Genomic DNA, 24,621 nt, shown 5'->3' on the forward strand with positions numbered 1-24,621 from the left:
TATTAACAAAAACTCAAGCAGATGTATTGGATGATTGTAACTTAATCCCCAAAACTTGAGTGTAAGCTCCTCGTGCTTGAGTAACGCCAATTGTGCGTTCGGCTGATTCTATCATCGGACGACGCAAACTCACAACTATAAATTGCGCTTGTTGTGACTGTTGTTTAATCATTCTAGCTAATCGCTCTACGTTTGCTCCATCTAGGAACATATCTACTTCGTCAAAGGCGTAAAATGGCGATGGACGGTAACGTTGCAGGGCAAAGATAAAGCTCAAGGCTGTGAGTGATTTTTCTCCCCCAGACATGGAAGCTAGGCGCTGTACTGGTTTACCTTTGGGATGTGCGACTAAATTCAGTCCGCTGCTAAAGGGATCTTCAGGATTTTCTAGTTGCAAGAAGCCATCGCCGTCTGAAAGAATGGCAAAAATTGATTGAAAGTTTTCGTTGACAGCATCGAAAGCTTCTTTAAAGGCAAGTTGCCGCAACGTGGTAAAGTTTTCAATCCGTAAAAGTAGTTCGGTGCGTTCTCCTTCTAGTGTCTCTAATTTTTGCGTGAGTTCTTGGAGACGGTTTTGAGTGCGTTCGTATTCTTCCAACGCCAGCATATTTACAGGTTCCATTGCCTGTAAGCGTTTGGTAAGCGATCGCAATTCTTTCTGCAATTCTTCCAAGTCTACCTGATCTGGAACTTCCGGCAACGGATTTGGTAATTCTGCTCCCACATCCCGCAATTGAGTTTCCAATGCAATTAGTTCCTCTCGCCGCTTCTCTTGGGTTTCTTGGAGTTTTTGGATTTCCCATTCCAATTGTTGTTGTCGCAAAAGATGCGATCGCACTTCCAGTTCTGTAGCGTCACGTTTTTGTTTCTCTTCGCCCAAATTCTGCTCCATTTGGCTGAGTTTAGCGCGGGTTTGGGTGATTTGCTCATCTATCGTTGTGATTTGTGTGCAAACACGATGAATTGCGTCTCTACAAGAGATTTGTTGGGTTTCATATTCTGTGATTCGTGTCTCCCCTTCTTGGATTTTTTCTTGCAAACGTTGTTGCTGATTTTCTAAATTTTTTAATCTTTGTTCAGCTTCCCTTAATGCCGTCTCCCGTTGTTGTAATTGTTGCTCTTGGATTTTAATGGTTGCCTGGATTTGTTGCCATTCACTGGGGGTTTGGGAAGCTTCTAACTCTGCTAAAGCGTGTCGCAATTGTTGCAATTCATTTTCTTGTCCAGGTAATTCCCGCTCTAAAATTTCTAATCGGGATTGAGCAGTGGCTAACTTTTCGCTGTTTTGTGCGAGTTGCGATCGCGTCCCCTCTAATTGCGCTGTTAAACTCTTAATGTCTTTCTGCAATTGCTCCAATTGCAACTGCTGTTCGCGTCGCGCCTGACGCGCTTCGGTGAGTTCTTGGGTGAGTTTTTTTGTTTTGGTTGACAAAGTAGCGATCGCTTCAGTACAACGCTCTAAAATTCGCTCAATGTCCACCAAGCGAGTTTTTAAAGCGATCGCCTCGTCAGATTCCGCCGCTTCCGCATTCCCAAACCGCAAGGAGGAACGCTGGGTGTTACTACCACCAGTCATTGCACCGCTGGTTTCCAGAAGTTCCCCGTCTAAGGTGACGATGCGATACAGTCCTAAATTTTTCCGCGCCGCCTCCAGGTTGGCAAAAACCACTGTGTTGCCGAAAACATAGCTAAATACATCTTTGTAACGGCGATCGCAATCGACTAAGTTAACAGCATAGTTAACGAAGCCACTAGCAAAACGCAGTGTTGCATCTTGAGTAAATTTGGGAGCATGAATTTTATTCAGCGGTAAAAAAGTCGCTCTCCCAGCCCGCTTCTGTTTGAGCAATTCAATCCCTGTTGCGGCTACACCATCATCTTCCACCACAATATGTCCCAAGCGTCCCCCAGCAGCCATTTCTAAAGCAAGCTGATGGCGAGGTTCTACCTTTCCTAACTGCACAACTAAGCCACAAAGTCCAGGCATTCCCGATTGTAAAATGACTTTACTGGCTTGGGTTCCTTGGACTTCTTGCTGTGCTTGCGCTTGCGCCTCTATTTTATCCAACTGACGTTGTTTTTCTCGTTGTTCAGAAAGTAACCGTTTTTGGGTTTCCTGTTGGATTTGCAGTTCTTGTTCTGTGGCTGAGAGATTTTGGGCTAAATTTTGGATGGGTTCGCTAGAGGTGTTAAATTCCGTTTCAACTCCACTACACTCAGTTTGTTTTTCTGCTAACAACGGTTCATCACGTTCAATTAACTGAGTTTGCTCTTGAATAAGCTGCTGTAACTGATTATTGCGTTCCCTGAGTTGTGCTTGTTCCGTGCGTTGAGGTTCTAGAGTCTGTAGTAAAGCTTCAATTTGACGGTTGAATGCTGTTTGTTGCTGCACCCACGCTTCTGAAGCCGAGGCGATTTCTGCTGCTGCTTCGCGGGAAGTTTCTAAAGCTTGCTGTGTTTCATCCCTTTGTTGCTGACAATAGACAATAGATTGCCCCTCTACAACCTGTGTTTTGGCAATTTCTTCTAAAGAATGACGGTGTTTTTGAATCTCTTGCTGAGTTTGAGCTAGACGTTTGGCAGTTTCCTGCGTTGCTGTTTGTAATTCCGTTAGCTGACGCTGGAGTTGTTTACGTTCTGCTTCTTGGGTGGCGAGGGTAGATTGTACCGCCAAAAGTTCCTCTTCTCCCAATGCTTTCACGTGGGCATTGAGTTGTTCAAGTTCAGCAGTTTTTTGGACGATTTGGGAATTTAGGTTTGTGAGTTGGGTAGTGAGTTCACTAAAATTGCGATCGCCTGTTTGAATTTCGTGAACTAACTTTTCTTGTTGTGCTTGCAAGGATCGCCATGATAAAACAGCTTCCCAAGATTGTTTAGCCAGAAATTCCGTGCGGAGTTTTTGATATTTCTCAGCTTTAGCCCGATCTTGGGAAAGGCGATCGCGCTGTGCAGTTAATTCTGTCTCAATAATCCGACAGCTATCTTCCTTTTCCTTCACCTCATCTAAAGTTGATTTGGCTTGGATAATTTTACGATCAAACGCTGCCACCCCTGCTAATTCATCAATAATTTCCCGTCGTTCCCGCGCATTCATCGAGATAATGCTGGTGACATCCCCTTGCAGTACCACATTGTAGCCTTCAGGATAAACCCGGAGGTTACTTAGTTCTCCATGCAACTCTGTCAACGTGCAAGGTACACCATTAATATAGTAATTCGATGTGTAAGTCCCTTGGTGAGTGACTCGTAGCCTTCTAGTAACACTCCACTCTCCCGATTTTGGACTTCGGCTTCGCTCAGTCGAACGATTTTGGACTTCGGCTTCGCTCAGTCGAACGATTTTGGATTTTGGATTTTCTTCCCCTACCTCCCCTGCTTCCCCTGCTTCCCCTACCTCCTCTACTTCCTCTACTTCCTCTACTTCCTCTACTTCCTCTACTTCCTCCCTTTGTGCCTTTGTATCTTTGTGTAAGATTTCATCCGACAAATCAAATGTCACCGTGACGCTAGCCTCAATCGAAGCACGTCCTTTAGCCGTTTGAGTGTTATTTACCAAATCCGGTAAGCGTTCGGCTCGCATTCCCTTAGAACTGGAGAGTCCCAGGCAAAAGAGCAGTGCATCTAAGATATTAGACTTACCCGAACCATTTGGCCCAGATATGACAGTACACCCCGGTAGCAAAGGGACAGAAGTACTGCCACCGAAGGATTTGAAGTTCGTAAGTTCCACGCGCTTGATGTGCACCATAGGCGCTGGTTCCCTGGGCTAATGAAGAACAAGTGTATCAACTAATTAAGAATTCGCAAGAGGGTAAGGGGTAGAAATGGAAATTATAGTAGATGCGTTGCGGTGAGCCTGCGAGCTTCACCCAAAAGGCTTACCACAGGTGATCGCTCAGTGTACAGCGAAAATTTTGATGTCGCAAACTGACCATCAAAATTTTCCCAGGCAGATAATATTATGTCCGCCTAATTACTTATAATTCAAAAATCTCTGCGTTTGTGTATCTTTGAGTCAACCCTGATTACAAGTATTCAACTGGACACAATCTCCAGATAGTTTAAGTGTGAAGGGAAATCAGTTGGTATAGTTTGACTCATCTGTTCTGTATCTGTAATCCTCAGTTGATCGTCACAACAAAGCGATCGCATTTCTATCTCAGGATATAACGAGTTTGAAAACAGGCTCTAGGCGTTTTCACACAGTAATGTCACCTACCAAAGAACAGAGGAAAGCAAGGGAAAAACCAACTCAACCAAATGGCAGAGGATATTAAAAGCACCAAATTAATTTATAATATAGTAATCTTTACAATTCTCAAAACGTAGAAATAAATCCCTCTCTACTACATCAATCAGCTCTCTGTGATTTGGTTTTTAACCCGCAAAAATTGTATAACTTAGTAATGAAAAAATTAATTACAGGTCTGCGCGAATTCAAATCTAGCTATTTTTCAACACATCAAAAATTGTTTGAGCAACTTTCACATGGTCAAAAGCCCAGAGTATTATTTATTACCTGTTCTGATTCGCGTCTCGATCCAAATCTAATTACACAAGCTCAAGTTGGTGAATTATTTGTCATTCGCAATGCAGGCAACATCATCCCACCGTATGGGGCAAGTAATGGCGGTGAAGGTGCGACAATTGAATATGCTGTTCAAGCTTTAGATGTCCGCCAAATTATTATTTGTGGTCATTCTCATTGCGGTGCAATGAAAGGATTAATGAAGTTACACAATCTCAGCGATGAAATGCCGCTTGTACATGATTGGCTTAAATATGCAGAAGCAACTCGAAGGCTAGTTATAGACCACTACAGTGACTACGACGGAGAAGAGCTGCTAGAGATTATGATTGCCGAAAATGTTCTTACTCAAATTGAGAATTTGCGGACATATCCAGTGATTCACTCTAAGCTCTATCGGGGAGAACTCAGCATTTATGCTTGGATTTATCACATTGAAACAGGAGAAGTTTTCGCATACGATCCCCAGAAGCACGCTTATGTTTTGCCTCAAACTCAGCTTCCAGAATCAGAAATAGATGATTCGTTCAGGGGTCAAGTTTCAAATACCAATGTAGTAGTGCGTTCCCCTCAAAACCAGCAGGATGATGTTCAACCTTATGAGAAAGTGTCTATTTCTGAATTTGAGTGGTTTCCAATGAAACGCCTTTCTCCAGAGCAGATGGAGCGAATTTATCGAGGTTCAAACAATGGAAGTTGAAAGATGAAAATATAGGATTTCAAACATCCTCTTAGAGAGTTGGGGGTAGGGTTTTTGTACCTTACAGCTATTTTCAAGTAAATAGACCATGTGGTAGGGGCACAGCATTGCTGTGCCCTTACGACAGATGTGGTTCAAATACATGAAAATTGCTGTATTCAACCGAGAACCACTATATAAAGTTACTCAAGTGGTATCAACTACCTATTCCTTAGTTTTATTTAAGTAAGTAAAAAACAGAGACTTACATCTGTGTAAGTCTCTATTTGGCTTTCATACCGATGTTAACTGAAAGCTTCAGTTATTCTTTTATGGCTTTTTTACAGTATCAACTTTTGCTTCTACCTTCACCGTCTTCACACCTTGAACTTCTTTAGCCAAGGTTTCAGCTTTCTTGAGTTCTTCAACAGAAGTGGCTGTACCTTTGAGAATAATTTCACCCTGTTTGTTTTCAACTTGTAACTTGTTGCCTGGTAAGCCTTTATTCAACTTGGCGCTAACTTCAGTTTTTAAGTCGCTCTTAGCTTTTGTTGCTGCCGTTTTTTCAGAATCAGTTTTAACTTTAGTACCTGTACTAGCTGCTAAAGGAGTCGTTCGTGTTTCTGGAACTTTGGCAGTTTGATTTGTCTCTGAAGCTGGTTTTGCTGGTGCTTGAGCGGCTTCATTAGTTGTGTTAGGAGTTTCGGAACCAGTTTTAGGAGCCTCTTGGCAGCCAAAAGTACCAACTACCAAAATGCTACTAACTACTAATAAAATTAGTTTTTTCATTATTTATCTCCGAATTGAGTACTTGAAGCGGTTAATTGAGGTGTGTGATAGTGAGGAGCAAATTAAAAAAACAATTAAAAGTGAAGTAACAAAAGTGCTTAAGCAATAGCTCAGGTTACTGAAAATTGAAATTTGGACGATTTTTTGAAGCTAAGATTTTGCGCTCAGTTTTGAGAAATTCCAATTCAATTTTTCTGACGGCTGCTAACCAGGATGGCTTTACACACAGTCTGTGGCTCTTTATAAATTTAACGTAGATGCTGACTGAGTAACTCTTTCGATGGTAGACTATGCCACTCCACAGTAGTGACTCGATGTTATCAGATTTGAGTCAATTTGGCGATATCTATGACGAATTTCAAACTTCAGTGTTTTTGCAATCCTCTGCCAGCAAACTCACCAACAAAATGTTACTTTATAAAACTATGGCTTACTTACAATGCCTTAAATATCAGGAAATATTAACCAATGCCCTACCTTACTTCGGCTAGCGAAATTCGTGCCATTGTCGCTGAATATACAAACGCTAAAACACTATGGATAGATACAGAAGTTGCTGACTATAAAAGTCGTAATCCCCGGTTATCGGTGATTCAGGTATTAGATAATCCTCAAGATATGAGTGGCGATCGCGTCTATCTTTTAGATGTCTTAGATCAGCCTACTATTATAGCTGAATTTATTGATAAAATTATGATCAATTCTGCAATTGAAAAAGTTTTTCACAACGCCAGTTACGATCTAAAATTTCTCGGTAGCAAGAAAGCCAAAAATATTACTTGCACTTTGGAAATGGCCAAAAAAATTCCCTACTATCTTTTGCCATTACCCAACTACCAACTCAAGACAATAGCTACAGCACTTTGTAGCTTTAATAATATCGATAAACAAGAACAAAAAAGTGATTGGGGGAAACGCCCTCTGACTGAAGAACAGATAGAGTATGCTTACCTAGACTGCATTTATCTTGCTCAAATTCACCTAAACTTGTTAGACTTACAAGCCCAAGCCAGCCCCGAACCTGCAACGGAAGACTTAATATCACTAAGTACTAGATACTCGCAAGTTGAGCAGCAATGGAAGTTGTTGAATTCAGAATTTGAGCATTTGCAAGAACGTATAAAAAAAGCTATGCAGGCTCAGAATATATCAGAAACTTATGATTATAAGCTGACTAGTTATGAACGGACTACAATCAAAGCTGCATTTACAGAATTGGCAAAGCTAGCACAAACTCAAGGTATTAATTTAGATTTTCCAATCACACTCACTCAGAAACTCCAAAAAGATTTAGGGCAAAATCTGGAACAATTGTCTGTAGATATTGACAAAAATACCTCTTGGCGGCTAATTCCCAAAACTCAAGAGAGTGAAGCTGAGGATGAGTAAATTGTTTATCAGGCTACAAATGTCAGAATTTATAGAGTTATTGTGAAGAATAAATATTGAAACTTAATAATTCTTTCCTCCTATCTTCTCTGATAAATATATAAAATATTAGGGAACTTTGTCAATTAACTTGAAACGTCTATCAAAAGTTAGAATAATTATTGAGTTAAAGAATTAAAATCTAGATTTTGGTACTAATTATGTTCAGGTGTTATGGCAGTTTATATTAACTTATGAGATGGCGTTTATTTAGGCAAAAGCGAATAAGGGTAAATACTTTATTTACCATAGCTATTTTTACTACATTGACTGCAATTAGCAGTGTTTCTTGTAGTAAGAATGACAATGTATTGGTAACAGAAATAGGAGTTAGTCAACCTAGCCGTCGTTCAGCTACAACTTCCATTGGTGGGGAATTTTATCTTCAAGGAAAGAATCAACATTTAAACGGCGACTTGCAAGCTGCGATCGCTTCTTATAGTAAGGCAATTAGTCAAAATTCTCAGTATGGGGCTGCCTACAATGCGCGAGGATTAGCCTACTTTGATTTGGGAGACAAGGAAAAAGCGATCGCAGATTACAATCAAGCACTCCGCATCAACTCTAACGACGCTGAAGCCTACAATAACTTGGGAAATGCTCGCGCCTCACTGGGAAACAACAGAGAAGCAATTAAAGATTACAGTGAAGCGATTCGCCTGAATCCCAACTATGCCGAAGCCTACAATAACCGGGGAAATGCCCGCGCTACCAATGGAGACAAAAAAGGGGCAATAGACGATCTCGATCAAGCGATTCTCCTTAACCCCAAATATGCGATCGCTTATAATAACCGAGGAAATGCCCGTGCTGCCAATGGAGATCCCCAGGGTGCGATCGCAGATTACAATCAAGCCATTCGCTTCAATCCTAACTTTGCCCCTGCCTACAATAACCGGGGAAACGCCCGCGCCACCAATGGAGACAAACAGGGGGCACTCAAGGACTTACAACAAGCAGCAAGCATTCTTCAAAGTCAAGGTAACAACGACTTATACCAACAAGTGATGAATAACATTAAAGAACTTGGACAGTAGCAGAGGGGCAGGGAGCAGGGGAGCAGGGGAGCCAAGGGGGACAAGGGTGAATTATTGAACAAGTTTCTTCCTTATCTCCCCCCTCTTCCTTGTCTACTGCCCAATGACAAATGACAAATGACAAAATTACATCCCAGAACCAATGTGAATGCGATCCTCAACTTCTGCAAATTTTTCCTGTGCCAGCTGTTCAGTACTCAATAGTGAAACGACAATCGCCACAATAAACGCCAGTGGGATACTGATTAATCCAGGATTTTTTAAGGGAAAGGGTGCAGAAGCGTGCTTAAGAATCGTTACTTGAATAGTAGGTGACAAATAAATCAGCACTAAAGAAGAGACAGTACCTACTAACATACTTGCAACTGCACCATTGGTAGTGAAGCGTCGCCAAAGCATTGATAAGAGCAAGGCTGGGAAGTTTGCACTCGCAGCGATCGCAAATGCTAAACCTACCATATAAGCTACGTTTTGCCCTTTAAACAAGATGCCCAGAAATATTGCCACTAACCCCAAAAGCATTGTTGCACCGCGAGCCACCTTCAATTGTTCTGACTCGTCAGCATGGCCAGAGCGTACCACATTCACCCACAAATCATGGGACAATGCAGCTGCACCTGAGAGTGTCAACCCAGCGACAACAGCCAAAATCGTTGCAAAAGAAACAGCGGCGATAAAACCTAAGAAAGCATCACCACCGAGAAATTCTGCCAACATCGGCGCAGCCATGTTACCACCAGTACCAATTTGCTTGATGGCATCTTGACCTACTAGCACCATCGCTCCAAAGCCCAGGATAAAGGTAAGGAGATAAAAAACGCCAATAATAGCTGTGGCGTAAGTAACAGAGAGCCGCGCTGCTTTAGCGTCAGGTACTGTGTAGAAACGCATTAGAATGTGTGGTAGTCCAGCAGTGCCGAACATCAACGACATCCCTAAAGAGATAGCATCAAAGGGATCGGAAACCAGTTTGCCTGGAGCTAATACACCTGTATACTTCTGGGATGCAGCAGCGAAAAGAGTGATTGGGTTAAAGCCAAATCGTGCCAGTACCAAGATAGCTAGTAAGACAGTTCCGCCGAGCAACAGAACTGCTTTGATAATTTGTACCCAAGTGGTGGCAATCATCCCACCAAAAATCACATAAGCCATCATCACGCAACCGACGATGACGACAGCTAATTCATAATCAAAGCCAAACAGTAGTTTGATTAGCTCACCAGCACCTACCATCTGGGCAATTAAGTAAAAGCTAATTACTACCAACGTTCCAATGGCAGAGGCGATACGTACAGGTTTTTGCTGCAAGCGATAAGCCACTACATCGGCAAAGGTGTATTTACCTAAGTTTCGTAGTGGTTCGGCAATTAGAAACATAACAATCGGCCAGCCCACCAAGAAGCCGATAGAATAAATTAAGCCGTCAAAGCCGTTGAGTGCCACCAGCCCAGTGATACCTAAAAAGCTAGCTGCACTCATAAAGTCTCCTGCTAGGGCCAAACCATTTTGGAAACCGCTGATATTACCGCCAGCTGTATAGAACTGTGCCGTATTTTTGGTGAGCTTCGCCGCCCAATAGGTAATGCCTAGAGAACTTACAACAAACAGAAAAAAGAAAGCGATCGCCAACGGGTTAAACTTACCAAGACTGGTAATATCCGCCGCTAGTGGCAGATCGAACCACACACTATTCATGCTTTTTTTGGTTTAGTATTTTGGATTTGGGACTAGAAATTGCTAATAGCTAATTTACCTTACTCAGTGCTGAGTGCTGAGTGATTCAAATAGTACTCAGCACTCTTCATTTGCGTGTCAATCTTGCGATTTGGTTGTCATAACTACTATTTGCCCAACGCACGTAGATAAAAATTAATACCCATGCAGAGACAATTACCAGCGCCCCCAGTAAAATTCCCCAGCTGAGGCCAGGAACTACTAATGACCCCAGCAGGGGCTTATTGAACGCGATTAATAGGATAAAGCCGAAGTAAATAAACATCATGGCTCCACTGAGAATCAAGGATACCCGCCAACGTTCAGCCGCGAGAGCCTGGAGAGCCTTTGTGCGATCGTTCATATCTTTTTTTAGGTTGAGAAGATTAGGTCAGATTGTCTCATTGAAGCTGATTTCTGCGTAATTTTCTTAAAGATTGTTAGTAAATCTATTGCTATATCAGGTAATAAAATTAACTTTGCATGATATACCAAAATAACAAGACGATAGCAACTCTGTTTTGAGTCAAGAAACATAAAACTATAGATGCAGATTAGACACAAATAAAGCCGATCTATTCAGTGATTTGTTATTTTCTTATATTTTAAGTAGCTTTTTATACGTTTATTTAAAACACTAACTCAGGAATTAAATTTTTATATACTAAAAAATAAAATAAATAGGTAGTTACTACCAGGTTTTAAAATCCTTCAAGTGTTATGAAATGTTTTTTTAAGTTATCAAATCAACTGAGATTAATAAAAGTAGTAAATTTTGATTTATAAAATATACCAAAAATCACCCTAGCAGATTAAGTAAATATTTTAATAACATTTATCTCAATAGCTTGTTATTCCACAGATGGGGCATTACCAAAATTTAGTAAAGTATGTTTATCGAAACACTCATTACAGAGCCGATTCATTTTTTTAGAATCGTTGCCATTGTCATATTTTCGATCACTTTGCATGAACTCGCTCACGGCTGGGCTGCGATGAGTCAGGGAGATAACACTCCACAACAGACTGGTCATCTAACGCTGAATCCTGTAGTTCACATGGGCAAAGAATCAATCATTTTTCTCTGTCTTATGGGTATAGCTTGGGGACAAATGCCCGTCAACCCATCTAAGTTTCGCTCTGGTAAGCTAGGCAACATTTTGGTATCAGCAGCCGGGCCATTATCAAATCTGGCTTTAGGCGTTCTATTTATTATGGTGTTGAAATTTCTTTCTAATCTGAATCTTTCAGAAATTTTGAGTGAGGATTTTTTTTATTTAGCAGCTCGGATTAATTTGACATTATTTCTGTTTAATCTCTTGCCAATTCCACCACTTGATGGATTTCATGTTTTCAGTGAAATTTTTCCTAAGCTAAAGCCACTGCAATATACCCAATTCGGACTCTTTGCGATGATGCTTATATTCATAATTCCAGAATTTGGGATCGGACTTGGTAGCATTGCTGATTTAGTTATACAGTCAGCGCTTGGGGAAGAGTCAGCAGCTTTATAAGCAAAAATAGATTATTTAACATCAGTTTGGGTTAAGGACTCAAATTTGATCCCTTGGGCGAAAGAATAAGGGTTTCACACTGTCAAAACTAGCAACCAAATCAAGGTTTCAGCTTATCCTGATCTCAGGTTATTTATGTAGTAATGCTATTTGATTTGTGATAATCGTAAGCTTTTAGAACCCCGACTTCTCAAATAAGTCGGGGATTTTTTGGATCACAACTGATTTAGGATAGGCACCTTTTTGCTGTAATATTCAGTTTTGGTATAAATGCTGATAATACTATCACAAACTGCAAAAAAAGTACCTTCTTGCTCATCTTTAGAAAATTGCAAATTTGGGTATTTAGCAGCAGCTTCGTCAGCAGTCATGGCTTTGGCTTCCATTTGATCTGGCAATAGTCCAGTAGAACCAATATAAAATACTAAGGGAGATATTTTATCTTGGTAGATATTTTCTGCATATTGTTCTAACTTTTTGTTTGCCACTGTTAAAGCTGTAACTATTTCTTCTTTGTTTATCTGCTTACCAGTTGGTTTATCCTGCAATAACTGCGCCAAATTATCAGCGCCAACTTTCTTAAGAATACCTCCAACAATGCCATTTTGCTCAAGCCCAAGAAAATTATCAAAAATTGGTTTCATCAATTCGTCAACTTTCGTAATCTTGGTACGTGATGACAGTAATCTGTGCCTAACAGCAAGATTCTCATCAAATACCATCTCAAAACTCGGCTTCATGATAATTTCTCCAGTTTCTTTGTCATAAAGACGATACATTCGATTGAGAAACTTGTTAGCAGAAGGTAACTTACTCAAATTCAGAATATCTTGACTGCCGATATCGATTTTATAGCTCCTTTTTGAGCCAATAGTACCATTGACTAAAGCTTGGTTGATATCAGTGTATTCATTGATTGTAGGAAAATTGATGTAAATATTCTTAGATAGATAGTGCTTTTTAAACTCATCTAACTGCGTCTCGATAAATATATCTGACTCTTTTTTCAAGTGAGCACAAATAATACTAATCAGTACTTTAATTTCTGCTAGTTCATTAAATAGTCCATGAATACTGCTGTAACTACTATTAGCAGCTATAAGTGGCAAGTTCTCTAACTGAATCGTATGTTCTGATTGGAAGTCAAATTTTTCTGCATCCAGTATGCCTTTTTCTTTGAGTAAGTCAAAGACTTTTTTGCTGCTAATTTTGACTTGTAATGAATTCACGTTGATTTTGCCGTCACTTACAATCGTATAATTATTAAAGGTATTGAGGTCATTTACTAATAAACCTGCTACTTCAATGGTAAGAGTTTGGTCTTCAAATTGAGCAAGTTTAACTCTACGTTTGACAAGCATATTGATAGTAGCAGTATTGTGGTTAAACTGAAACTCGCCCATACCAACATAGTCAGTGTCATCCATATATTCTGTTATCAACCAAGGTTGGAGCAGTTCTCCATTTTCGTTTCTAACACCTCTAATACGTTTAATACCTGTTCTTTGATAATCTTCTTGTAGGCGTTTGATGTTGACGATAAGATTGTTGCGATATTCTGCAAAAATCTGGATTAGTTCTACCAGAGAAATCTGATTCTTTGTCATATTGCCACCTTCCAAATAAAGGTTAAGAATCTTTTATAGCAACGGTTATTGAAGTTTATTGATATTCCAAAATAAGCTGTTATAACCGTACAAAATTTAATGGTAAGTTAGTAGGCAATTGAGGGTTTAAGTTTAAACGCAGAAAAGCGCAGAGTATAACGCAGAGGAGCGCAAAGTTTGTTTCAGTCTATTCACTAGGAACTTAGGCAACGCGAAGAACAGCCTTGCCTAATTTTATAGTACAATTGTATCATATAAAGGAAAAGTTGTGTAGGCGTAGCCGCTGGTAGATATTGCTGTGCAATGAGGTGGTATGGTGTTGCTGAATAACGTCAGAATATATGCTTTCTAAGCTTTGCACCCTTGAGTGACTTTGTTTTGAGTCTACATTTAGGCTCCGGGTTTTAAATAATCGAAGAGGCGATCGCCTGAATCTGCGCGAATCAATGCTACAACTACATCTGGTAAGGTGGCTAAACTGGGGTAAACTAAATAACGCGGTTCCCAACGAGGGCGGAACTTGTCTTTGTAGGCGTGCAGTCCCTTGAAGTTGTAAAAGCGATTCAAATGGTCGTAAAGATAGTGCAATACTTTTTCCAAACGGCGCGATTCAGGATTTTCTCCAACTCCAGCAAGTGCAGAAAGGCCGAAATTAAAGCTGTCGTAACCACACTCTTTAAAATGCTGGAGCAGGGAAATAAATAGAAAGTCCATTGTGCCATTTTCAAGAGATGAGCGATGTCGCATCATGTCAATAGTCGCTTCGTTAAGTTGGTACTCCCGGATAATGTTGGCAAAGGCGCTAATCTGACCTTCAGGATTATGCACCACAGCAATCTCGCACTCTCGCAGGTAAGCTTCGTCAAACCAACCTAAAGAAAATTGTTTTTCTGAACCTTGTACCATTTTCAACCATTCATCACTTACAGGTTTGAGGCGATGCAATAAATCATTGGCGATGGGTGGTTGGTAAAAGTCGATTTGGTATCCTAGTTTAGTTAAACGACTGATTGATGGTCTAAAGTTTTTACCAGCTTTACCTTGTAACGTAAAACTTTTTAAGTCAACGATCGCTTCCTCTCCAATCTTGAGTACCTTAAACCCCAATGACTTGTAAAGCTCAACATCATCGGGCATAGTTTGGTAAAAGCCAGGATACCAGTCGTTGCGCTGACAAAACTGCCAGAAAGCAATAATTGTCTCTTTGCGGTCTTCAGTGGGGCCGATGGGATCTCCTAATGCGATCGCACCCCGTCCTTTGGGAACATAAGCAATTACACTATTACCCGAAGGACTGAAATAATAACTTTTATCATTTAAGAGTGTAAGCGCTGCTAAAGAAGAACATCCATATTGCTCGACAATTTCTTTAGCTCTTTGTCGCTCATTTGTAGTTGCTAGATTCTGCCAAAACACAGGTTGCAACAGCATTACTATTGCATAAGTAATAGTACCTGCGGCAATAATATAGATAGAATTAGCAAAAAATTCTCCAAATCGACTCTTTGGTTGCAGTCCCCAATTATCCTCAGTGAAGAACATCGCCAAAGTCTGAACTATCGCTTCTCGCCAATTAAAGTTCTCTGAAAATTTGCCGTCTAACAAGTAAAATCCAATGGTTCCGTATGCGAGAGTAAATAATAAAGCGCCTATCAGCACTCTAACTCCCCGTGCGATGGAAGGACGGTCTGATTGCGCCGTAAAAAAATGGCGCATCAAGATTAATTGCACCAATAAAACTCCAGAGAGTAGACTTTCTTCATAGTCCAGTCCCTTCAGCAAGTGGCTGCAAATAGAAATTATTAGTAAAGCAATGGTTAGTAACCAGGCTATTCTTTTCCGGCGTAATAAATTAGTAGCAAGTGTTAATAAAATAAACCCAGTTAATGCTGCAAATATATGACCACTGGCACGAATTTCAAATGGTAAAAGTTCCTTTAACCAGTGAGTCCGCCCGTACAGGTTAGGTGTCACTGCTGATAATAAATTTACTACTCCGACTAAACCTGTTAGGAAAGCTGCACTCCAAAGTCCAATCTGAGTTTTTAAATTATTTGTCATTTTTCATTAGTAGTTAGGAGTGAGGAGTTAGAAGTTAGGAGTTTTCAATTTTTAACTCTTAACTCCTAACTCCTAACTTTTTAAACTGTTCTCCGACATAGGAGAGTGAATCTTTAAGATGTTTATGAAAGTAGTTCCAGCCTACATTAGCACCAGATAAACCATGACCTCCAGGAAATGCATAAAATACGTGAGCAATGCCTAATTTATTTAAGGTTTCGTTGAAGGCTTTGGTAGAAGCTAGCAAATTAGTATCGTTCAAACCAGCATCTAGGTAAACACGCAATCGCTTCCTATCTTGAACTGTTAGCTGTTGCACAATTTGTTGAGGACTATTTTGTGAATCGCTGTCATCAGTAAAGTAACCGCTATGGCTAAACAAAATCTGAAAGTTGTTGAGATAGCGTAATCCGATATTAAATGCACCCCATCCTCCAGAAGATATACCTCCTAGCGCCCAAAATTGGGGTTCTTCCAAAGTGCGATAGCGCGACTTGACAACTTGTACTAATTCTGAACCAATCAAAGTTCCCACTTTGCCATTCGGCCCATCAAAGTAATCGGGGTCGTATAAAGGACTAGAACCGCGATTATCATTACCATCAGGTGTAATCACAATCGATGGCGGTAATTTTCCACTTTGATAAAGTTCATGCAATACGTTTAAGAGTGCGTATTTATCAGCATAAGCACGAGCATCATCATGACCACCGTGTAGTAAAAATATCAGAGGGTAGCGCTTTTGGGGATTTTTGCTATAAGTAGGGGGCAAAATCACGCCGTAGTTACGGACTGCACCCATCACTTGGGAGTTGAAGGTTGCTAATTGAAACTTTAGCCCAGTATTTGCCGCTTTTTTGGGTGGGTCTAGTTGTGGCGCACCTAAGATGAATACATAATAATAACCAGCAGTAGTAAGAAGTGCGATCGCTCCTACCAAGCTAATTAACAATTTATAAATCTTCATATTCTTTTAGTGTAAAAAAAATCACCTTTACTAGGACTTACTAGAATTAATTTACTGAAAAATGGCAGTATTTTTTTTACATTAATGTTTAAATATCAACGGCTTGGCAGAATAGTATTATTTCTACTAGGGATTAATTTTTTTGAGCGTTTTTTTATGATTAATACTTAAATTTTTCTCAGTCATATTTGCTGTTTCTGAAGCTCGAAATTGTTCGCCGACAAATGTCAATGAGTTTGCTAAATGTTTCCGCCAATATTGCCAAGTGTGACTGCCAGGAAACTGACGAAATGAATTATAAATTTTCAGTTTATTTAGGACTTTACTAAATCGCTCTGCTTCGCCAATTTCATCAATATCTGATGTACCTGAATCTAAGTAAATCTTCAACCTTTTTTGAGCTTGTGTGGGAATGGTTTTAATATAAGATATTGGGCTATTTGCTGCGCCACTTTTATCTTTAAAATAGCCACTATGACTAAATAAAATTGAGAAATGCTCGACATTGTGTAATCCGACATTGATTGCTCCCCAACCACCAGAAGATAGACCACCTATCGCCCAAAAATCTGGATTAGTTAATGTACGATAACGGCTTTGCACAACTTTTACTAACTCATCGCCTACGGCTGTAGAGACTTTCCCGTTAGGGCCATCGATATATTCCGGATCTCGGTAGGGACTAGAGCCACGCTTGTCGTTACCATCTGGTGTAATGATGATGCTGGGTGGCAACTTACCTGTAGTATAAAGTTGTTCTACAGTCTTGAGAGCTTCTCCCTTACTCTGAATAAACCAACTACTGGGATCACCATGTCCACCGTGGAGGAGAAAGATTACAGGATACCTTTGTTTTAAGTTTTGCTCATAGCCAGGAGGTAAAGAAACGCCATAAGTGCGACTTGCACCCATTACTTTACTATCGTAGGTTTCAATTTTATAGGTTAGGAGAGTCGCTGAGTTGCTAGTATTGCGCTGGGTTGGAAGAACGGAAGGCGTTGTTTGTAAATCCTGCTGTTGCGATGGTTTTGCGACGACAGTTTGGGAGAAATTACAGCCAACTAAGGTTAATACTGAAAATAACAAGAAAATTTTAGATTGTTTGTAGTTCATCTTTGAAGGGCATTGGTTAAACAGGGCATTATTGCGTAGTTGATGCTTGCCTTCAAAAGCTTATGCAAATGATATGTCAACGCTGTGTCAACAGGATGGAAACTTTACGACTGGTTGTAAATTAAAAGTCAAGAGTTAAGATAAGTTTCTTCATGATGCTTAAAAAGCTGCGACTCAATTTTAGTTCTTTGTTTGGCTTGTTGCTGCTGGTGCTTTCCCTGTGGGCGATCGCTCACGAATTGCATGAGTATAATTATCGTGATATCCTCAATTCTCTAGCTGCTATTCCCAAAAGTCGCTTAAGTTGGGCAATTTGGCTGACAGCTTTGGGCTATCTAGTGATGATTGGGTACGATATCTTAGGTTTTAACTACATTAATCGTTCTTTAAATTGGAATAAGATAGCTTTCACTAACTTTATTAGCTCTGCATTTAGTAATACCATCGGTTTTGCCTTACTGACTGGCAGTGCTATCCGTTATCGATTTTATGCTAATTGGGGAGTTTCAGCAATTGCGATCGCTCAAGTAATTGCTTTCGCCAATTTTACTTTTTGGTTGGGGATGTTTGCCGTTGCAGGTTTATTATTCCTCATCAACCCCCTGAAGATTCCCACTCAATTACATTTACCTTTTGCTACTGTGCGTCCCATCGGTGTGATTTTTCTGCTATTAGTTGTGGTTTATTTACTAGGAAGTATTTTTATTAAACAACCATTAATAATTCGTGAACATGAATTTCGATTTCCTTCTATTAAAATATCTCTGGCTCAAATAGCAATTTCTAGTTTTGACTGGATTCTGGCGGCGGCAGTTCTTTATGCTTTACTTCCTAGCAATATATCTTTGTCATATCTAGACTTTTTGGGAATTTATTTATTAGCGATGTTTGCAGGTGTGGTTAGTAATGTCCCCGGTGGTTTGGGAGTATTTGAAACTATAATTTTGCTGATTCTTTCCTCAAAAATTTCGGCGGCGGCAGTTTTGGGTTCAATGTTAGCTTATCGGGGAGTCTATTATTTCTTACCTTTGCTAGTAGCAGCAGGCTTACTAGGACTTTATGAAATTAGATTTAGATCCGAAAACTTCCGAAAATGAATCAACTATCAAGTCCATTTTGAGGATGAACATTAAATAAATCCCCAACTTCTTCAAGAAGTTGGTTATCTAAGAATTTCAAGTAAGTAAAATCGATAAATAGTGCTAATTTTAAAGGCGATATCTTTACAAATAGCGGTGAAAATTCATAATTTTTGCTGAGGCGATTGCTAAACAAAGTTTCATGATTTTTTCTGTTATTTTTTAGAAACTGTTAAACTGAGAACTATAAGTAAAACCTCGTATACTTTGGGAAACTTATGGAGCCAGTATCATTGACAGCTGCTGCGATCGCAACTTTGGTAATCACCAAAGCATTTGAAAAAACTGGTGAAATCATTAGCGAAAAGGCTTGGGATGAAGGCGAAAAATTGTTAGTTCTGCTCAAACGCAAGGAACCTAGCACGGCGAAGGCTATCGAACAGGCTAAAACACAACCTTTAGATTACAGTCAAGCTTATCTTGTTGGACAGCAAGTAGAGGAAGCGGCGAAGAAAGATCCTGAAATTGCTCAAGCTGTGGAAGCTGTAGCCAATGAGGCACAACCTCAACTGACGAACACTATTATTGAAAATTGGCAGGGGATAAATATTAAAGGTGGAACTAATACCATTTCTGGTAACACCTTCAACTTCTGACTAAAGTCGCCCCAAGAAGAATCGATACTTTCTACTGGAATACCGCAAAATTTGCCCCTGAGTGGGGTGGTGGAATTTGTCGGACGTGAGGAAGAATTGAAAAATCTTCACCAACTTTTGCAGGATAATAAACAAGTTGCCATTGCTGCGATCGCTGGGATGGGTGGAGTTGGTAAAACAGAACTTGCCCTGCAATATGCCATCCAGCGCCGCGAAACATATAACGGTGGGCTTTGCTGGTTGCTGGCAAAAACTGGAGATGTGGGCATTCAAGTTGTGCAGTTTGCGAGAACGCAGCTGGATTTAAAGCCGCCAGAAGATTTTGATTTACTCGCCCAAGTGCAATATTGTTGGCGGCGTTGGCGTGAAGGTGATGTGCTGCTAGTTTTGGATGATGTAAGTGACTACGAGCAAGTCAAACCTTACTTACAGTCGCTACCTTCTCGGTTTAAAGTGTTGATAACTACGCGCCAGAACTTGGGACGCATTGCACAGTTATCTTTGGATGTGCTGCAACCAGAGGCGGCGCTGGAGTTATTAAAGTATTTACTCAAAGAAACACCGGGGCGAATTGAAAAAGAATTAGCTTTAGCAAATCAGTTGTGTGAATGGCTGGGATATTTACCTTTGGGCGTGGAATTAGTTGGGCGATATTTGGCGCGGAAACAGGATTTATCTTTAGCAGAAATGTTGCGGCGGTTGGAGAACAAGCGATTAGAACAAGCTGCTCTTAATGAACCAGAAGCCGACATGACAGCACAACGAGGTGTGTTAGCAGCCTTTGAGTTGAGTTGGCAAGAATTAGAGGATGACGAGAAGCAATTAGGTTGTTTATTGAGTTTATTTGCCGCCGCACCAATACCCTGGAATTTGGTGGAAGAGTGTGTAATGGAGAACTTGGGTAAAAATAAAAATAAAATCCCACGTCTACTGGCCTTATTAGACATATCCTCTGGTGGAAGCTTTACAGTGTCTAGGCTGCAACTTAGTTTCTGGAGATGTCTATTGTTAAGCCTCAACTGGATATGTAACATACGATTTAAGCTTGAGAGCAAGTCTGTAGAGAAAAATGTAGAAAATTTAGAGAAAATCAGAGACGATAGCTTAGTAAATCTACATTTACTCCAGCGCAAAGGTCAGGGAATCTATCAACTGCATCCACTGTTGCGGGAGTTTTTCCAATACAAGTTTAGAGGGTTAGATGATGCAGAGAAATTTATGCGATCGCTTTGTAAGGAAATGGTAGCAATCGCCAAAGGGATTCCTAAAACACCCACCCTTGAGCAAATCACCGCCGTCTCCATCACCATACCTCATATAGCCGAAGTAGCGAATAATCTAATTCAATGGGTCAGCGATGAAAATTTATTTTGGGTATTTACTGGTAACGCTAATTTTTACGATGGTCAGGGATTATATGATCAGGCAGAACTCTGGTATGAGCAGTGTATAGAAGTCACAAAAAAACGGTTGGGTGAGCAACATCCAGATTTCGCTGCTAGTCTCAACAACCTAGCAGGACTCTACAAATCCCAAGGCAGATACAGCAAAGCCGAACCTATTTACATCCAAGCTTTAGCACTCAACCGCAAGCGGTTGGGAAAAAAACATCCATCTGTCGCCAGCAGCCTCAACAACCTAGCAGGACTCTACAAATCCCAAGGCAGATACAGCGAAGCTGAATCCCTTTTAATCCAAGCTTTAACACTCAGGCGCAAGCGGCTGGGAAAAAAACATCCAGATTTCGCTACTACTCTCAACAACCTAGCAGGACTCTACGAATCCCAAGGCAGATACAGCGAAGCCGAACCTCTTTATGTCCAAGCTTTAGCACTCAGGCGTAAACTGCTGGGAGAAGAACATCCAGATGTTGCTACTAGTCTCAACAACCTAGCAACACTCTACAACTCCCAAGGTAGATACAGCGAAGCCGAACCTCTTTATGTCCAAGCTTTAGCACTCAGGCGCAAGTTGCTGGGAGAAGAACATCCAGATGTCGCTACTAGTCTCAACAACCTAGCAACACTCTACAACTCCCAAGGCAAATACAGAGAAGCCGAACCTTTATCCATGCAAGCTTTAGCACTCAGGCGCAAGCTGCTGGGAGAAGAACATCCAGATGTCGCTGCTAGTCTCAACAACCTAGCAGCACTCTATGAATCCCAAGGCAGATACAGCGAAGCCGAACCTCTTTACGTCCAAGCTTTAGCACTCAGGCGCAAGCTGCTGGGAGAAGAACATCCAGATGTCGCTGCTAGTCTTAATAACCTAGCAGCACTTTATGAATCCCAAGGCAGATACAGCGAAGCCGAACCTCTTTATGTCCAAGCTTTAGCACTCAGGCGCAAACTGCTGGGAGAAGAACATCCAGATGTCGCTGCTAGTCTTAATAACCTAGCAGCACTCTATGAATCCCAAGGCAGATACAGCGAAGCCGAACCTCTTTACGTCCAAGCTTTAGCACTCTGCCGCAAACTGCTAGGAGAAGAACATCCATCTGTCGCTGCTAGCCTCAACAACCTAGCAGGACTCTATAACTTCCAAGGAAGATGCAGCGAAGCCGAAACCCTTTACAGCCAAGCCTTGGCACTCAAGCGCAAGTTGCTGGGAGAAGAACATCCATCTGTCGCTGTTAGCCTCTACAACCTAGCAGGACTCTATAAATCCCAAGGCAGATACAGCGAAGCCGAACCCCTTTACATCCAGGCTTTGAATATTTGTGAGCGACGGTTAGGGATGGATCATCCCAAGACTGTTACTTCTCGTGATAATTTAGCATATATTCGCGATCGCCTCTCCCAAAATCCAGAATAAGCTAGTTTTGTGCAAAGCGTACCGTGATAAAACTGAAAAGTGCGATCGCCTAGACTAAAATTCATATTGAATTAAGTAAAAATGCCATTCGACTTACTCAAAATGAGCTTTGATTTACTCAAAAGCAGCTTTGACTTTCTCAAAAGCAGCTTTGACTTTCTCATTTTGGTGTTTTCCGCAAGCAAAAGCAGCTTTGACTTTCTCAAAAGCAGCTTTGACTTTCTCATTTTGGTGTTTTCCGCAAGCAAAAGAAGCTTTGACTTTCTCAAAAGGAGCTTTTGCTTTCTCATTTTAGTGTTTTCCGCAAGCAAAAGCAGCTTTTATTTTCTCAAACCCCAGTTTGCTTTCTCATTTGAGTAATTCACGCATTCATTTTGATATATATTGAGCCGAAAGCTTGCGTAAGCGTAGCCCGTCGGACACATCGCTCTATAAAAGAAGTGTAATCTACAGGCGATCGCTTAAAAAGGAATCCATTCCAACTGATCTATCCATTCTTGTGCCTCAGTAGTCTCCCAAACTAGCAATAGTTCTTGTGCTAATTGCCCTATTGGTATTCTCAGACGCAACCAGAATAAGCCCCAAATATGTCCACCTGCTGCCCAATGTGCTTCTAAATGAGCCGGCATACTAGCGCGGTTATCTGTCATTAACAGCCGTTGAGATAATTGTAGATAACCCAACACATCAGGATCTAAAGTTCCTAATGTTGGTGCATTACTTTCACCCACACGTAAAATATCTATCGCAGGGTTAAGACGAAGAACAGCTACTTTCAGACGCGGTGACAAATTTTCATCGAGCAAAAAACGAACCTTCACTAAGCACTTACCTGACGTTCATTTCTTTGAGTTTTTAAGATTCTGAGGCGCTGTACCAAAGATGAAGGATTTGCAACTGATTCTTGGTAACGCTGTTCGCGCCATATTGCCAGACGTGACAGATAAGCTTCGATATCGGCGCGATTATGGAGATAGTAAGTAATAGTAGCGTGAATTTGCTCCAAACTCAAACTAGGTAGATTAGCAGCAATTTCTTCCGGCGTATATCCTTCAAAGTAATAATCAAGTACATTGTCAATACCAATGCGGTGTCCTTTCAGGCGAATATCATCGGCTGATAAAAAGTCAAAATAATCTTCTAGTTGCATTGGTTTACCCTAAATGGAGTTCATAACTGTATTATCTCGCCTCAAAGCCTTGAATTATAGTGTTATCAAGGTTAATGCTCTAGAAAAAAAGTGTAAATTTACAAGCGATCGCCTAAAATTGGAATCTACTTCTTACTTATATAGGCAATCGCCTCACCCGGAAAGTTTCATTACTTACAGAAACAATTGCTCCTACCTCTAAATATTCTTGACATTCACTCAAAACATTTATCAAACGTTCATTAATTGCATCATAGTTGTCATTTCCTAATCTAAACAAAATAACACTGGGTAAACTATCTCCACTCACAGCTAAAAGTTGAGCAAAATCTAAATCTATAGTTAATAAAATTCTCCCTTCTGTACAGGCTTTAATTAAAATTTCATTATCTGGTAGTCTTTGCAAACCTTCATCACGTAAATGCACAACATCATAACCATCGCTACGCAACCAAGATACAGTACGTAGTGAAATTCCCATATCTACCAAAAACTTCATTTTACTGGTTAAGCAATTTTGAATGGATAAACCCGTTCTTGAGTCAACCACGCTGCATAAAGTAAAGATTGACGAATATCCTCTGCTTCTAAATCAGGATATTCTTCTAAAATTTCTTCTACAGGTTTTCCATTAGCTACCAAATTGACTAATAAAGAAACCGGAATTCGCATCCCACGAATGCAAGCTTGTCCACCCATAATGCTAGGGTCAAATGTAATTCTATCTAGACCTAACATAAAATTATCTCTCCCAAATCTCTCTCAAAAACCAACTCCAATCCACAGCAAACGCTACCCTAGAAATCAGTATCACTCAAACCTTAAAGTTTCAACCATGATAGCCTCGCCCCAACAAAACTACGTCACCGTTGAAGAATACCTCCAAATAGAGGAACAGAGCAATATCAAGCATGAATATATAGACGGCTACATCTACGCAATGCCTGGAGCGCTCGATCTACACGTTACCATTGCTCTTAATCTGGCATCTCTCCTCCGTAATCATCTGCGCGGCTCTGGAAGGCGTGTTTACATCACTGACATGAAAGCCAGAATTGAATCTCTGAATCGCTTTTATTATCCCGATGTGATGGTTACTTGCGATCGACGAGATCAAGAAACGCCAGGTTATAAAAGATTTCCCTGTTTAATTGTCGAAGTTTTATCTAATTCTACTGAAGCCTTTGACCGGGGCGACAAATTCGCCGATTATCAAACCCTGGAAAGTCTGCAAGAATATGTTTTAATTAATACAAAACGTCAGCGAGTTGAGTGTTTTCGACGCAATGAGCAAGGGTTGTGGGTTTTACAATCCTACACAGCAGAACATCAATCATTTCGACTCAACAGCGTGGATTTTGAGGAAACAATGGCAGCACTCTACGAAGATGTAGTTTTTGAATAATCAATTATTATAGGGTATTCGACGCAATATTTAGTAAACTATATAACTGATAAGCCTTGAAAGCTTCCTTACCAGGTGGAA

The 24,621-nt window shown here is 40.5% G+C and carries 21 protein-coding genes; 9 read left to right on the forward strand and 12 right to left on the reverse strand.

The window, feature by feature from the left end; all coding sequences use genetic code 11:
- Positions 1-13 precede the first annotated feature (13 nt).
- On the reverse strand, positions 14-3,748 hold the full coding sequence (gene smc / locus V7K60_RS33945) for a chromosome segregation protein SMC (RefSeq protein ID WP_334932489.1): 3,735 nt from the start codon (positions 3,746-3,748) through the stop codon (positions 14-16).
- A gap of 658 nt (positions 3,749-4,406) precedes the next feature.
- Here smc and V7K60_RS33950 point away from each other — a divergent pair.
- Positions 4,407-5,228 (forward strand): carbonic anhydrase, encoded by an 822-nt coding sequence (locus V7K60_RS33950; protein ID WP_334932491.1) that lies wholly within the window; start codon positions 4,407-4,409, stop codon positions 5,226-5,228.
- Between the two features lie 309 nt (positions 5,229-5,537).
- Here V7K60_RS33950 and V7K60_RS33955 read toward each other — a convergent pair whose 3' ends face one another.
- Positions 5,538-5,996, reverse strand: a complete 459-nt coding sequence (locus V7K60_RS33955) for a BON domain-containing protein (protein ID WP_334932493.1) — start codon at positions 5,994-5,996, stop codon at positions 5,538-5,540.
- Between the two features lie 290 nt (positions 5,997-6,286).
- Between V7K60_RS33955 and V7K60_RS33960 the strand changes: the two genes are divergently transcribed.
- The 3 genes from V7K60_RS33960 to V7K60_RS33970 all read left to right on the forward strand — a co-directional run bounded on the left by V7K60_RS33960 (position 6,287) and on the right by V7K60_RS33970 (position 8,461).
- A complete protein-coding gene (locus tag V7K60_RS33960; RefSeq protein WP_334932495.1) occupies positions 6,287-6,487 on the forward strand; it encodes a hypothetical protein in 201 nt (66 codons plus the stop codon).
- Positions 6,465-7,385 carry a ribonuclease D gene (locus tag V7K60_RS33965; RefSeq protein ID WP_334932497.1) on the forward strand — a complete coding sequence of 307 codons (921 nt, stop codon included), beginning with the start codon at positions 6,465-6,467 and terminating at the stop codon, positions 7,383-7,385. Before V7K60_RS33960 ends, V7K60_RS33965 begins: the two co-directional genes overlap by 23 nt.
- Before the next feature lie 233 nt (positions 7,386-7,618).
- A complete protein-coding gene (locus V7K60_RS33970) occupies positions 7,619-8,461 on the forward strand; it encodes a tetratricopeptide repeat protein (protein ID WP_334932499.1) in 843 nt (280 codons plus the stop codon).
- A gap of 126 nt (positions 8,462-8,587) precedes the next feature.
- Here the strand turns inward: V7K60_RS33970 and V7K60_RS33975 are convergent, their stop codons facing one another.
- Together V7K60_RS33975 and V7K60_RS33980 are read right to left on the reverse strand one after the other, a co-directional pair.
- The gene (locus V7K60_RS33975; protein WP_334932501.1) at positions 8,588-10,156 is read right to left on the reverse strand and encodes a sodium:solute symporter family transporter; all 1,569 of its coding nucleotides are present in this window, start codon (positions 10,154-10,156) and stop codon (positions 8,588-8,590) included.
- Between the two features lie 106 nt (positions 10,157-10,262).
- Positions 10,263-10,538: a DUF485 domain-containing protein gene (locus V7K60_RS33980; RefSeq protein WP_334932503.1), complete on the reverse strand. Its 276-nt coding sequence runs from the start codon at positions 10,536-10,538 to the stop codon at positions 10,263-10,265.
- 526 nt (positions 10,539-11,064) lie between these two features.
- Here V7K60_RS33980 and V7K60_RS33985 point away from each other — a divergent pair.
- Positions 11,065-11,688 carry a site-2 protease family protein gene (locus V7K60_RS33985; RefSeq protein ID WP_334932505.1) on the forward strand — a complete coding sequence of 208 codons (624 nt, stop codon included), beginning with the start codon at positions 11,065-11,067 and terminating at the stop codon, positions 11,686-11,688.
- 215 nt (positions 11,689-11,903) lie between these two features.
- Here V7K60_RS33985 and V7K60_RS33990 read toward each other — a convergent pair whose 3' ends face one another.
- The 4 genes from V7K60_RS33990 to V7K60_RS34005 all read right to left on the reverse strand — a co-directional run bounded on the left by V7K60_RS33990 (position 11,904) and on the right by V7K60_RS34005 (position 17,436).
- Complete coding sequence (locus V7K60_RS33990; protein ID WP_334932507.1) at positions 11,904-13,295, reverse strand: hypothetical protein; 1,392 nt, start codon at positions 13,293-13,295, stop codon at positions 11,904-11,906.
- A gap of 390 nt (positions 13,296-13,685) precedes the next feature.
- On the reverse strand, positions 13,686-15,356 hold the full coding sequence (locus V7K60_RS33995; RefSeq protein ID WP_334932509.1) for a phosphatidylglycerol lysyltransferase domain-containing protein: 1,671 nt from the start codon (positions 15,354-15,356) through the stop codon (positions 13,686-13,688).
- A 58-nt stretch (positions 15,357-15,414) separates the two neighbouring features.
- Entirely contained in the window at positions 15,415-16,323 is a 909-nt protein-coding gene (locus V7K60_RS34000) for an alpha/beta hydrolase (RefSeq protein ID WP_334932511.1), read from the reverse strand.
- Positions 16,324-16,449: 126 nt separating this feature from the next.
- Positions 16,450-17,436 carry an alpha/beta hydrolase gene (locus V7K60_RS34005; protein ID WP_334932513.1) on the reverse strand — a complete coding sequence of 329 codons (987 nt, stop codon included), beginning with the start codon at positions 17,434-17,436 and terminating at the stop codon, positions 16,450-16,452.
- Between the two features lie 155 nt (positions 17,437-17,591).
- On the opposite strand from V7K60_RS34005, the gene V7K60_RS34010 reads away from it, so the two are divergent.
- The 3 genes from V7K60_RS34010 to V7K60_RS34020 all read left to right on the forward strand — a co-directional run bounded on the left by V7K60_RS34010 (position 17,592) and on the right by V7K60_RS34020 (position 21,985).
- Entirely contained in the window at positions 17,592-18,533 is a 942-nt protein-coding gene (locus tag V7K60_RS34010; RefSeq protein WP_334932731.1) for a lysylphosphatidylglycerol synthase domain-containing protein, read from the forward strand.
- A gap of 260 nt (positions 18,534-18,793) precedes the next feature.
- On the forward strand, positions 18,794-19,171 hold the full coding sequence (locus tag V7K60_RS34015; RefSeq protein ID WP_334932515.1) for a hypothetical protein: 378 nt from the start codon (positions 18,794-18,796) through the stop codon (positions 19,169-19,171).
- Positions 19,172-19,222: 51 nt separating this feature from the next.
- Entirely contained in the window at positions 19,223-21,985 is a 2,763-nt protein-coding gene (locus V7K60_RS34020; protein WP_334932517.1) for a tetratricopeptide repeat protein, read from the forward strand.
- A gap of 461 nt (positions 21,986-22,446) precedes the next feature.
- Here V7K60_RS34020 and V7K60_RS34025 read toward each other — a convergent pair whose 3' ends face one another.
- The 4 genes from V7K60_RS34025 to V7K60_RS34040 all read right to left on the reverse strand — a co-directional run bounded on the left by V7K60_RS34025 (position 22,447) and on the right by V7K60_RS34040 (position 23,873).
- Positions 22,447-22,806, reverse strand: a complete 360-nt coding sequence (locus V7K60_RS34025) for a DUF5615 family PIN-like protein (RefSeq protein ID WP_334932519.1) — start codon at positions 22,804-22,806, stop codon at positions 22,447-22,449.
- Complete coding sequence (locus V7K60_RS34030; RefSeq protein ID WP_334932521.1) at positions 22,806-23,135, reverse strand: DUF433 domain-containing protein; 330 nt, start codon at positions 23,133-23,135, stop codon at positions 22,806-22,808. The genes V7K60_RS34025 and V7K60_RS34030 overlap by 1 nt, the downstream gene beginning before the upstream one ends.
- A 136-nt stretch (positions 23,136-23,271) precedes the next feature.
- Entirely contained in the window at positions 23,272-23,634 is a 363-nt protein-coding gene (locus V7K60_RS34035; RefSeq protein ID WP_334932523.1) for a DUF5615 family PIN-like protein, read from the reverse strand.
- 8 nt (positions 23,635-23,642) lie between these two features.
- A complete protein-coding gene (locus tag V7K60_RS34040) occupies positions 23,643-23,873 on the reverse strand; it encodes a DUF433 domain-containing protein (protein WP_334932525.1) in 231 nt (76 codons plus the stop codon).
- 97 nt (positions 23,874-23,970) lie between these two features.
- Between V7K60_RS34040 and V7K60_RS34045 the strand changes: the two genes are divergently transcribed.
- Positions 23,971-24,540, forward strand: a complete 570-nt coding sequence (locus V7K60_RS34045) for a Uma2 family endonuclease (RefSeq protein ID WP_334932527.1) — start codon at positions 23,971-23,973, stop codon at positions 24,538-24,540.
- Positions 24,541-24,621 lie beyond the last annotated feature (81 nt).

Origin of the sequence: Nostoc sp. (assembly GCF_036917555.1) — a bacterium.
Classification (GTDB): Bacteria; Cyanobacteriota; Cyanobacteriia; order Cyanobacteriales; family Nostocaceae; genus Nostoc.